The organism is Paenibacillus sp. KS1, from assembly GCF_001680695.1.
GTDB lineage: Bacteria > Bacillota > Bacilli > Paenibacillales > Paenibacillaceae > Paenibacillus_B > Paenibacillus_B suaedae.
The window spans coordinates 56,420-68,110 of sequence record NZ_MAIS01000016.1 but is presented as its reverse complement, the minus strand read 5'-3'; the positions used below and the strand labels follow the sequence as shown (position 1 = coordinate 68,110).

Below are 11,691 nucleotides of genomic sequence, written 5' to 3'. Positions count from 1 at the left end.
ATGAATCAAAAGATAAAAGATTGGATGAAGGAACTAACGCTTGAAGAGAAAGCATCGCTATGTGCAGGACTGAACATGTGGATGACGAAGGGGATTGACCGCTTGAACATCCCACCGATCCACATGTATGACGGTACGAATGGCATACGCAAGACGAATAGCGATGAAGAGATGGGAATTGCTACGGAGGGAAATATTCCAGCCACGTGTTATCCAACAGGCTCTGCGATCGGGTCATCTTGGAATACAGAGCTATTGCACGAGGTCGGTGTAGCGCTTGGTGTAGAAGGGAAGGAAATGGGCGTGGAGCTTCTGCTTGGGCCTGGCATCAATATGAAGCGCACGCCACTAGGCGGCCGCAACTTCGAATATTATTCCGAAGACCCTTGTCTGTCCGGTGAGCTCGGCGCAGCCTTCGTAAATGGGCTTCAAAGTCAAGGCGTTGGCGCTTCCGTGAAGCACTTTGCCTGCAATAACCAGGAGTTCGAGAAGATGGTGACAAGCTCGGAGGTTGATGAGCGTACCCTGCGCGAGATTTACTTGAGTGCGTTCGAGCGAATTATTAAGAAGGCCGATCCGTGGACAATTATGTGCTCTTACAACCTGCTTAACGGCTCCTATACGAGCGAGAATGAGCATCTTCTGGATGACATTTTGCGCAAAGAATGGGGCTATGAAGGTGTCGTGCTGTCGGACTGGACGGCAGTCAACGATCGTATTCGCGGTCTCAAGGCAGGACTTGATGTTGAAATGCCTGGACCTGCTCATTACAATACGACTGCGATTGTAGAGGCGGTTCAGAATGGCACCTTGCTGGAAGAGCAGCTCGATAAGAGCGTACGGCGCATTCTTACATTGGTAGAACAGGTAACGGCCAATGAAGAGGAGTCGAATACGGCTGCAATCGATTATCATAAGCTGGCGAGAAAAGCAGCGGCTGAGAGCATTGTGCTGCTCAAAAATGACAACGGCATTCTGCCGATCGACCCTGCTAAAGCTCAATCTATTGCCGTGATCGGTACATTCGCGAAGAAACCGAGAATTCAAGGCGCCGGAAGTGCCGAAGTGACGCCAACGCGTGTCGACATCCCATGGGAAGAGGTGCAGAAGATTGCTGGAGAGTCTGTACAATTCAGCTATGCGGAAGGCTACCCGAAGGATGAGCGTATCGATGAGGCCATGATCGAAGAGAGCGCAGCGCTTGCAGCGAAGTCTGATCTAGCGATTCTGTTCGTCGGACAACCCGAATATGCGGAGTCCGAAATGCATGACCTTGAGAGCATCGATCTTCCCGAGCATCAGGTGAAGCTAATTCAGGCGGTAGCGGCTGCACAGCCGCGATGCATTGTCGTAACGAGCAGCGGTACTGCAATGGCGATGCGCCCTTGGGTGCAGCATGTACCGGGTGTGCTCCACTCCTGGCTGACAGGGCAAGGCTCAGGCCGTGCGATTGCGGAGATTCTATTCGGAATGACGAATCCATCCGGCAAGCTGTCCGAGACATTCCCTGTGAAGCTGTCTGACAATCCATCCCATATGCGAATCCGCGGCGAGAACGGCAAGCTGTTTTACCGTGAAGGACTGTTTGTCGGGTACCGCTACTATGACCGCAAGGAGCTTGCACCGCAATTCCCGTTCGGCCATGGATTGTCCTATACGACCTTTGCTTACTCGGACATGATGGTTTTACAGCATGACCGCCGCGTAACCGTGTCTCTGCAAGTAGAAAACACGGGAGCCGTAGCAGGGAAAGAGGTTGTCCAACTGTATGTTCACGACGAGGAGTGCAAGTGGACGCGTCCAGAGAAGGAGCTCAAGGCCTTTGCCAAGATCGAGCTTCAGCCGCATGAGAATAAGGAAGTCGTGTTCGAGCTGGAAGAGCGGGACTTCGCTTACTACAATACAAAGTACAATCGTTGGGTCGCCGAAACGGGCTATTTCAAGCTTGTTGCAGGCAGCTCTTCCCGGGATATTCGCCTGACGGAGCGCGTATTCTGTGACTTCGGCAAGGAAGAGGTGTCTTTCCACAAGTTCAGCCTGTTAAATGACTGGATCGCTGATCCGCTTGCCAAATCGGTATTGGAAAAGTGCTTCAATGAGATGAATAAGCATGTTATCGACCAGGTGGTTTTGAATGAAGGATTTGTCGGATTCTGGGGAGACTTCCCAGCGATTAAGGTTCTGCAAATGTTCGGCCAGAACTGGCTCGTTCACCGCACTCCAGATCAAGTAATAGAAGAGCTGATTGCCGAAGTGGATCGCGAGCGCCGTCAAGCGGTTCAATAAAGGCAAAATACGCCGCGGTTATTCAGTTAACTTCATAGATAGGAAAAAGGAATCCCCCATGCATGCCATCGGGGGATTTTTCTTCGTTTGCGGAATATCTATAATTTGCTTGCCGCTGTGATCGATTTCAAAAAAACGTTCGTTGAAAAGGATAATAGGGAGGAAATCCATTTGCTGAATAAGCAGGGTGTTGATACTGGGAGTAAGGGGAGTGTGGATGTGAAGACGTGTTAGAGGAGAAGCTGTATGTTGAATGCGTCACATCATCGACTTCCTGTTCACATGCTTGGCAATCTGCCGGTGGCCCGATAACAACAGTCTTTGTAATTGGAGCCAATGTATCTTTTACTTTCGCCTCATCAAGGCAATACGAATGCGCCCAGGCTGCTGGAGGCGTCAAGCGTAGTATGTCTGAGCCGAAGATGACTTCTGGAGTAGGTGCATCGAAGATTGCAATCAGATGCGTATTGTCTTGGTTCGCAACCTCATAATGCCACCAGCCTTGTGGGATATTGGCGACTTGGCCTGGCTTGATTTGATAGTTTAATAATTGATTCGTGAACGGATTAATGAGGCTGACAAGTGCTTCTCCTGCTACACAATAGACCAATTCACTCGCGTTCTGATGAATATGGGGTTCTACCGTATTGCCGCTGCTTAAATAGATATCCAGTAACGAGGCGTTGCCTAGCGTATTTAATTGGCTTACGCCCAATACGTTAATGTAGTTGTTTGCATCTTTGCGAAAGAATAAGGACTGATTCACATCATAAGCAAAATGAGCATCCGGTGAAGCAAAATCAATAGAGTTATTGGTAGCCACTGCTCATAACCTGCCTTTACAAGAATTTATATGCCATATCATATGTATTCGCCTACAAGACGTGAGCCCAAATTCTCTAGTTGGAGTGCAAACCTCAGGTAAGGTAGAATGAAGTGGTAATCTATGGATAGGTGCTAGACGCATTTATAGATACGGCTGACAAGGAAGTTGCGACAACATGGAAAAGGGAGGCATCATGATGACATATGATGTCATATGGAAACTGCTTGAAGGCGAAGGCCTTGAATACTGTACAGTTACTTTGCAGCCTGCAACGGTAATTCAAGGCAAAGTAATCTGTGCCGATGCGGATCGCTGCTTCGTTGAATATGAAGTGAAGTGCGATGCAGAGGGGGGAACTGAGGAAGTCGTGGTGCGTTACCACGAAGAACAGAAGTTAAGAACGCTCAGGCTGGAGCGGGATCATCAAGATCGCTGGACAGTGAATGGGGTAGTTCGAGAAGAACTAACAGGCGCCAAGGATATTGATATCGGTGTAACGCCATCGACCAATGTGCTGCCTATTCGGCGTTTGCAGCTCGAGATTGGCCAATGTGCCGAGGTTATGGCGGCCTGGATCTGTTTCCCCGAATTCACGGTGCAGCCATTGCTGCAATCCTATGAGAAGACAGGTGACAACACCTATATTTATCGCTCCATCGATAGCGGATATACTGCTCGTCTACAGGTGGATGCGAATGGGGTTGCTATGAATTATGAAGATCAGTGGAAGGCATTATAGGCATTCTGCAGGTACAGGCAGGGTGCTGAAGCTGGAACAAGAAGATCAGGATTAACAAGCTTCCTTAGTTTGCCTTGCTTATCGCGAAAATAGAGCAGACCCCATGTCGCTGTATGTGGCGGCAATGAGGTCTGCATACTCTCATTCATTCACTTTACTTGTTCAAGTGCTTCGTTAAATAATTGACGATTCCATCCTTCGCATCTTGCGAATATTCCCAGACCATTGCACCGCCCAGTTCATGCTCCTTAATGTATGCAATCTTAGCCTTCAAGGCCTCCTCATCTTCATAGGAGATGAAGGTATCCCCATTGAACAAGTAAGCGGCCTTAGCGGTCTCATCGAAATAACGCTTGAATCCCTTCTGATTCAAGTATTTCTTCACGATCGTGCTATAGCTCAGATCGATCTTGTCGATGTCGATAGGCTTGCCGATGGAGAAGGCGCCCTTGCTGCCCGGCTCGCTCTTGACCTTCTCCCATCCATAGGAATAGGCTGGAATGCCCAGCAGCAGCTTCTTGCTGTCTACCTCATGGGCCTTGTAGCGCTGAATAATGTCATGGACGCTCTCTTTGGCTTTGCCCTTCGCATCTTTGTACAGATTCGCATTATAGTCGGTGGTATCCGACCATCTTCCAGTTAAGTCATAGCTCATGACATTGATGTAGGAGACGTATTTCTCTATTTCCTTGACGTCGACCTTCTCGAAATACCAATCCTGCGTGCCCGCGGCAAAGGTTAACAAGTACTTCTTATGCACATGCGGGAGTCGGTTCAACTTCTCCCTCAATTCCTTCATCAGCGCTGTAAAGTTGACTGAATCCTCAGGGCGTGCCTTAATTGCCCCCCAGGCATCGAAGGCGGGATATTCCCAGTCGATATCGACACCGTCCAAATCCAGTTCCTTCACCATACTAATAATGCTTTCCGTGAACGAATAGCGATTTCCATCCATCGCAGCGTCAGAGAAGCCATCGGCATTATATCCGCCAACGGCGAGCACGAATCGAGTCTGAGGGTGCTGTTCCTTCAGCTTCGTGATTTGCTGCTTAATCCGCTCATTTTCGTCCTTGTTCTCATGGAAATAGATGTTGTTCTTATCAATTCGGGCAAATGCAATAAAGGCGATATCAATCGCTTGATCCTTCCAGTTCATTTGACTGATATCTTTCCAGATTGGAATATACACCGAAGTGATCTTCTGTTCGGCCTGACTGCTCACATTGTAAGCATAGAGAGACATTCCAACCAGCAGAGCGGAAATAAATAATTTCGTATAGAGACTGACCTTCATTCGCGCTTACCCCTTTCCACCGAACAGAACGGTAGTCATGACCTTGCTGAGATTCAACATTTTCACAAGCAGATAGCTGACAGTGAATACGGCGATAACATTGAACACGAGATTGGATGATGTCTGGAGTAGGGACGCTTCTGTTTCGGCCCTTCTCGATACGAGCAGCTCAATCAATAAATGAATGAGATAAATACTGAAGCTTGCTTTCGAAATCGAGCCAATCATTTTTTGCAGCTTGTAATTGACTCGCTCATGCAGGGTTGGTTCCTTCTCCTTAAACCAAATAAACATGGCCACAGCCATGAAAAAGGTCGTAATGGAATAGTTCCCGTAGAAGGTCTCATCCAATATCCCTAGATGTCTAGAAGCGAAGTAGGTGGCCACAGGTGTTAGGAAGAAGGAGACGATGCCTAAATTGAACAATACCTGCTTCCATTTGTCAGGCAAGCCATATGTAAATAAATAATGCCCCAAGATGAAGTAGCCGAGAAAACCTGTGAACAGCGGAATGTTCAATAGTGGGATATTGATATACTGTCCCGTCAGCTTGACGATAATGTCTGAAATGAATCGGTAGCCGATGCTAATGGCAGCCCACCAGGATAAGTAATAGCGCAAATCCCTCTCACTGCATGTCTTAACAAGCTTGCTGATTAAGGGAATCGTCATATAAATGGCGATGATCGCATACAGGAACCAGAGATGGACGTAGTTGCCGTCCGTCAGCAGCTTATAGCCGAAATCCTGCAGAAACGCGAGTGCATTCATCTTGCTGTTAACGATAACGTATTGATTGTAAAGCGCATAAATCAGTGACCAGCTGACTAGTGCGATGACGAGTGGAAGTACTCGTTTTATATAAAAATCCCTGTATGTGGTAATGTTCACCCGCAGCATCATGGCGCCGCTTATCATGAAAAACACAGGAACTGCAAATCTCGATACGGAGTTGAAAATATTGCTGACCCACCAAGACGATGTGTCGAAATCATTCGTTCTCGTCAGCAAATCTGCAGTAATATGCAGCACGATAACGGCGAGAATCGACAGAATGCGTAGTATATCTACATAAATGATCCGATTGCTCTTCCAAATACTCTCCATATTCTCCCTCCCAAATTGAACATGCGGCTTTTTATTTGTTTTATGGCCGCAATGATGGTTGTGCAGATTCAATTATTAACTAATGGTGGCTACGCCTTTGCGTTCTACGAAGCCCCAGCCCTCATCATTATCGAAGTACTTAATGGTGCCGACAATATTCAAGTACAGCAGTAGATTCCGATAAGTGAGCAGTTCGTATTGACTGAACAAGAACATATAGATATAATCTCGGAGCGAGTAGCTGCTGTCGTATTTCTTGCATAAATACAATGAGGTGATGATTTGAGCGGCATTTACGAGAACAATGATGGAGAACAAGATGAGCATTTGTGTGATACTGCCGCCGAATAGAAGCATGTTAATAAGATAGATAATCGTCGTGAACGCCGTAAGGGTTCCCAGCACAAAGCCATCGATAGCAAAAAATAGACTGACGCCTAGGCTGAACTTCTGTGATAGCTGGGACCAGTAGATCAGGATGCAGTCTACGAAAGCCTTCTGCCAGCGTATCCGCTGTTTATTGAAGTTCTTCAAATTCTCAGGGCATTCCGTATAGCATACTGCTTCAGGTGCGTAAACCAGCTTCTTCTTCAGTTGATTGGCCTTCATGTATTCATGAATCTTCAAGGTAATGTCGATATCCTCGCCAACGGTGCTGCGGAAGCCATTCACTTGAACCAGCACATCCTTGTAAAAGGCGCCAAATGCACCAGAAATAACGACGATCGAGTTGAACACGGATTGGGTTAGCTTCCGGACATAGAACCCGTGAATGTAATTGAGAATTTGGCTCTTGATTAGGCCTTTCCCCATAAACTTCTCTACGATAACGCCATTTTTCTTCTCAGCACCCTGTACAATCTTGACCGTACCGCCAAGTGCAATAATATCCTCATTGTGGAAATATTGATTGACATACTTCAATGAATTGACTTCCAGCATACTGTCCGCGTCAAGTGTAATGACAATATCCGATTGTGCGCAATCAATGCCGGCATTGAGCGAATCTGCCTTGCCGCCGTTAAGCTTATCGATCACGAAAATATGCTTATATGTAGTAGAGCCATAGATGCCCTTGATCGCTTGATACGTTAGTTTGCCGTCGCCCGTACGCTGAACTGGCTTCAAATCAAGAAGCTCATCTAAACGCTGCAAGGTATTATCCTTCGAGCCATCATTAATAATAATGACCTCGAAGTTGTGGTAATTGACACTGTTCATTGCCTCGATGCAATTTTTGATCGTGAGCTCTTCGTTGTAGGCAGGGACGAGTACGCTGATTGACTTTTCGCTCAGGCCATTATTCAATTGCTTCACCTTGCTGAACAATAACGGAACGATCGTATACAAGAGCTGAAATCCCAAGAAGATGAACGTCGTCATATAGAAAAAATACTGCATTAGTTTCACTCCTTCTCTCTCTAATTCGAACGAAACATGGAAAATCTTCCTTGCTTTGTGGTGATAAAGCGAAAAAGTGTGTAGGTGTATGTATGCGCGAGATGAATAAATTTGATGCTGCTTCAACAAAGTAGGGTATCGTGCCGTGATGATGTGGTCTAGGTGGAATAGCAGAGCGGTGTATTCAAATATTGACCAAGCGTTTATTCGTGTTTCCATCATCCTCCAATCTGTTGATTAGGCCGTATTCTACCTAATCACAAACTATCCTAATGATTACCATATGTAAAACCGCTTTAACTTTCAAGAAAACGAATACATCACTTTCAATCGTGAGCAGACGAGCATTTTTGTCATTTTTCGTGGAACAGTGAAATTTAGGAAGTCTTTAACATTGTGAAACATAAATGACATATCAAAAAGAGCCGAGTGCTTAACGCACCGGCCCTTCGTCATGAGATGATAGTGGTTATGGAACAGCTGTTATTCTGTCTTCACAGGTTCTTGCTTCACGCTAACCTCAAGCAGATCCAAGAAGAACATGAATATCGGTACTCCGAGAATCAATCCCCATACGCCGAGGAAATGCTCTGCAATAATAAGAACGGCAAACGTATAGAAAATTGGCAAGTGAACCTTCGCTGACATCAGTTTCGGATTTAAGATATACGCCTCGATCGCATGGATGACGATGACCATAATGACGACGTATAAGACCTTAATCAAGCCACCGATGGTGAAAGCAATCGCACACAACGGAATGAGTGAAATCACAACGCCCATTACCGGGATCAGCCCCAGCAGGAAGATCATGATAGCTAAGCCGAACAACTGCGGGAAGCCGAGCAACCATAAGCAGATTGTGGACAAGATGGTATTCACGATGGCGATAAGGAACTGTGCTTCAATGACCTTGCCAAATGAATATAAGAACTTATTTCCGAAATACTCCAACTCCGAATAAATGAATCCAATCTTGCTCGTTCTGAACTTCTCCGTAAATTCCATGACACGCTTCTTCTCCAGTATGAAGAACAAGCTGAGGACGAAGGAAATGATAGCTCTCGTACCCCATTGTCCAATATCAGAGACCGATTTCACGATAAAGTCGAAGCCCTTGCTCACATAGCTCGCTAGGTCGATCTTCTGCAGCGAGTCTGTAATGTATTGCATGAATTCGAAATCAAAATCGTAATTCATGAAAGCCTTTGAATTATAGAACTGAATAATACTGTTCACAAGCTGCTCAATCTGCGTAATAACTTTCGGGAAGACACTGTATGCTCCACCAATGATGGCGAGCAGCAGCACTGCATAGAGAAGCAGTACGGTAACTTTGTAATTCACCTTTATGATCTTGTTGATCCTCCGATGGAGGAATGTGTGCAGCCTGTCCACTAAGTACGTTAAGATGAACGTTATAAGGATGAGGTGGATCATGCTTCGCATTGCAAAGAGTAAGGCGATAATTACAAGAAGAATAAGGATGCGTTTGACACCAGGACCTTTGAAAAATTCTTTCACTGTTTCCATCGTAAATCTGGGGCTCCTTTGATTGTCACTTGTGAGAGCAGTTCGGTCCCTTGCCATATCTGTTAGAAGAGAACGCTCTTCCTTTCACTGTATTCAAGCATATGACATTCCATACGCGATAGCAAATGTAAGGATTCAATCTTTTACTGAAAAAAGTAAATAACTTTCTTACTTTTTTCTTAAGTAGGCGACATCACTCGGAAATATTGTGAAATTGTAAACTGACAAATGGAATATATTGCGCTAAGATGTGAAGGAGACGAGGCGATTGACATAAGAAGGAGAGGCATAAATGAGCATCCGGTGGAAAAACAGAATAGGGTTTTCGATTATTGTCATCTGCATGTTTGCAATTTTTACGTATCAATATATGGCGTCGAGCAATCAGCTGAGCACAATGAAAGAGATAAAGGAACGAACACTTCAATCAACATTGCTCGCAGATAATATGAAGCTGTCGGTCGTTCAAGTTCAGCAGTGGCTTACCGATATTGGGGTTACGAGAGCGCAGGATGGTATGGACGATGGATTCAACCAAGCCGCTAAGTATGTCTCACAGTTCCAAGCGGATGTTCAGTACTTCAAGCAGCTTCATCCAGAGCTGTCCGGCAAATTAGATGAGATTGAGGGATCGTTTAAGAAATTCTATGAGATGGGCCAACTGATGGCGCATGATTATATTGATAAAGGAACGGAAGCGGGGAACCAGACGATGGGCTCCTTCGACCAAGCTTCTGAACAAATTAACAAGCAGATGGACGACATACGGTCGCAGCAATTGGATCGTATTCAGCAGGCGATGGACGCAGTGGAGCAGGCGAATCGTTCTCATCAGTCTGTCTTATTCACTTTGCTGCTTGCAACCGTTCTCATTGCGATTACGACTGCGGTGGTGTTGACCAGATCCATCGCTCGATCTATGAAGCAGTTGAATGAATCTGCCCGTGTAATCGCAGACGGTGATTTGCGTCACCCTATTATTCGGACTACAAACGATGAGATGGGGCAATTGGCGAAATCATTTGAGAAGATGCGTGTTGATTTATCCCAATTGATTAGTCATGTTCAATCCGCAACAGATATGGTGGCGGATTCGTCAGAGCAGCTTCAGCAGTCGGTATTGCAGACCACGGACGCGACCAATCAATATTCGGAGTCGATGCATCGAATTGCTGAAGGCGCCGAAATACAAATGCGTGCATCTGCCGAGAGTGCAAGAGCAGTAGAAGAAATGGCGCAAGGAAATGCAAGAATTGCTGCAACATCTGCTGAGGTTGCTGATTCCGCTCTATATACAGAAAAATCGGCCTCAGGTGGGGATGAGCTCATTCGTCAAGCGGAACAGCAAATCGCAGCTGTTCATGAGGCGAATCGCAATGCCTCATACACGGTCGAGCAATTAAGCAAGCAATCTGCTGAAATTCAACAGATGGTAAACGTAATGACGACTATTGCTGCGCAGATTCAATTGCTTGCTCTAAATGCCTCTATTGAAGCGGCACAAGCTGGGGAGCATGGCAAGGGATTTGCTGTTGTTGCATCAGAAGTAAGGAAACTGGCAGATCAGTCTAAGCATGCGGCAGGGCAAATCGCAAGCCTTGTAGGTCAAGTGAATGAGAAGATGGATGCAGCGGTTGAAGCGATGGAAGAGAGCACACGAGAAGTTCTCCTCGGGCAAGAGGCAGTGCTGCATGCTAGGCAATCCTTCCATAGTATCACCCAATCGACGGAACAGGTTGCGTTGCAAATTCAAGACGTTTCCTCATCTACGGAAGAGTTGTCGGCAGGATCAGAGGAGGTTGCAGCTGCATTGTCGCAGTTGAGCGATCTTGCACAGCATGCATTTCAAGAAAGTGAGCTGTTATCTTCCGCATCACAGGTTACATCGACGGCTATGGAAGATATGAATCGATCGGTTACGCGATTAAACGGTCTTGCTGGTGAGCTGCAAGCTTCTGTACGTCATTTCAAGCTAAGCTAAGTGACTGGCATCGAATCGGATTTTTACCTATAATGATAGAGATTGAAGGATGAAGTGAGGGATAATACATGAGTGTAACGATAACGAAGGCATCGATGCGTCAGAATGAAGACAAGACTTATATCGGACAAGTAGTTTTCCAGTTAGAACAATTGAAATCACCGTATGAAGTTAGCTTCTTCAGCAAGAACGGGAAGGATTGGGATTACAACCTGCACTTCACAGCCCAGTCTGGTGACGAAGAAGAATTCTACGAGTTGGATGCGAAGCTCGAAGGAGACGACGATTTGTTCGATGAATTGTTGTCTGCAGCATGGGATACGCTTGAAGCACCTGCAACCGACGTATAGCATATTTGGATGAAGGCAGGACATAAGTTGAAGTGGGTAAAGGATGTGAAGCAGCAGCTTCATATCCTTTTATTTTTTTGAATGGAAGGAAGACATTTTATGAGATGGAATGGTATAATACGGAAACGTAAATGGATTCCAAGACATCACAGAAGCAGGCAGGAAGGTAATCAT

Annotated in this window: 9 protein-coding genes; 4 read left to right on the top strand and 5 right to left on the bottom strand. The window is 46.0% G+C overall.

Translation table 11 applies throughout. The features are described from left to right. Window positions 1-2,286, top strand: coding sequence for a beta-glucosidase family protein (locus tag BBG47_RS07865; RefSeq protein WP_065291277.1), 2,286 nt, complete (start codon window positions 1-3; stop codon window positions 2,284-2,286). A gap of 127 nt (window positions 2,287-2,413) precedes the next feature. On the opposite strand, the gene BBG47_RS07860 is transcribed toward BBG47_RS07865, so the two are convergent. Beyond that, window positions 2,414-3,109, bottom strand: coding sequence for a cupin domain-containing protein (locus BBG47_RS07860; RefSeq protein ID WP_065291276.1), 696 nt, complete (start codon window positions 3,107-3,109; stop codon window positions 2,414-2,416). Between the two features lie 196 nt (window positions 3,110-3,305). Here BBG47_RS07860 and BBG47_RS07855 point away from each other — a divergent pair, with 196 nt between their 5' ends. After that, on the top strand, window positions 3,306-3,851 hold the full coding sequence (locus BBG47_RS07855; protein WP_065291287.1) for a putative glycolipid-binding domain-containing protein: 546 nt from the start codon (window positions 3,306-3,308) through the stop codon (window positions 3,849-3,851). 154 nt (window positions 3,852-4,005) lie between these two features. Here the strand turns inward: BBG47_RS07855 and BBG47_RS07850 are convergent, their stop codons facing one another. The 4 genes from BBG47_RS07850 to BBG47_RS07835 form a co-directional block, all read right to left on the bottom strand. After that, window positions 4,006-5,145, bottom strand: a complete 1,140-nt coding sequence (locus BBG47_RS07850; protein WP_065291275.1) for a glycoside hydrolase family 18 protein — start codon at window positions 5,143-5,145, stop codon at window positions 4,006-4,008. Between the two features lie 6 nt (window positions 5,146-5,151). Then, complete coding sequence (locus BBG47_RS07845) at window positions 5,152-6,252, bottom strand: acyltransferase (RefSeq protein ID WP_065291274.1); 1,101 nt, start codon at window positions 6,250-6,252, stop codon at window positions 5,152-5,154. Between the two features lie 75 nt (window positions 6,253-6,327). Then, window positions 6,328-7,653 (bottom strand): glycosyltransferase family 2 protein, encoded by a 1,326-nt coding sequence (locus tag BBG47_RS07840; protein ID WP_065291273.1) that lies wholly within the window; start codon window positions 7,651-7,653, stop codon window positions 6,328-6,330. 483 nt (window positions 7,654-8,136) lie between these two features. Then, window positions 8,137-9,186 (bottom strand): AI-2E family transporter, encoded by a 1,050-nt coding sequence (locus BBG47_RS07835; protein ID WP_065291272.1) that lies wholly within the window; start codon window positions 9,184-9,186, stop codon window positions 8,137-8,139. A gap of 292 nt (window positions 9,187-9,478) precedes the next feature. Between BBG47_RS07835 and BBG47_RS07830 the strand changes: the two genes are divergently transcribed. Beyond that, on the top strand, window positions 9,479-11,167 hold the full coding sequence (locus BBG47_RS07830) for a methyl-accepting chemotaxis protein (RefSeq protein ID WP_065291271.1): 1,689 nt from the start codon (window positions 9,479-9,481) through the stop codon (window positions 11,165-11,167). Between the two features lie 68 nt (window positions 11,168-11,235). Continuing rightward, window positions 11,236-11,517: a hypothetical protein gene (locus BBG47_RS07825; protein ID WP_065291270.1), complete on the top strand. Its 282-nt coding sequence runs from the start codon at window positions 11,236-11,238 to the stop codon at window positions 11,515-11,517. Window positions 11,518-11,691 lie beyond the last annotated feature (174 nt).

Coding starts and splice junctions, on each gene's coding strand:
- BBG47_RS07835 (WP_065291272.1), bottom strand. CDS start 9,186: ATGGAAACAGTGAAAGAATTTTTCAAAGGTCCTGGTGTCAAACGCATC.
- BBG47_RS07865 (WP_065291277.1), top strand. CDS start 1: ATGAATCAAAAGATAAAAGATTGGATGAAGGAACTAACGCTTGAAGAG.
- BBG47_RS07825 (WP_065291270.1), top strand. CDS start 11,236: ATGAGTGTAACGATAACGAAGGCATCGATGCGTCAGAATGAAGACAAG.
- BBG47_RS07845 (WP_065291274.1), bottom strand. CDS start 6,252: ATGGAGAGTATTTGGAAGAGCAATCGGATCATTTATGTAGATATACTA.
- BBG47_RS07855 (WP_065291287.1), top strand. CDS start 3,306: ATGATGACATATGATGTCATATGGAAACTGCTTGAAGGCGAAGGCCTT.
- BBG47_RS07850 (WP_065291275.1), bottom strand. CDS start 5,145: ATGAAGGTCAGTCTCTATACGAAATTATTTATTTCCGCTCTGCTGGTT.
- BBG47_RS07840 (WP_065291273.1), bottom strand. CDS start 7,653: ATGCAGTATTTTTTCTATATGACGACGTTCATCTTCTTGGGATTTCAG.
- BBG47_RS07830 (WP_065291271.1), top strand. CDS start 9,479: ATGAGCATCCGGTGGAAAAACAGAATAGGGTTTTCGATTATTGTCATC.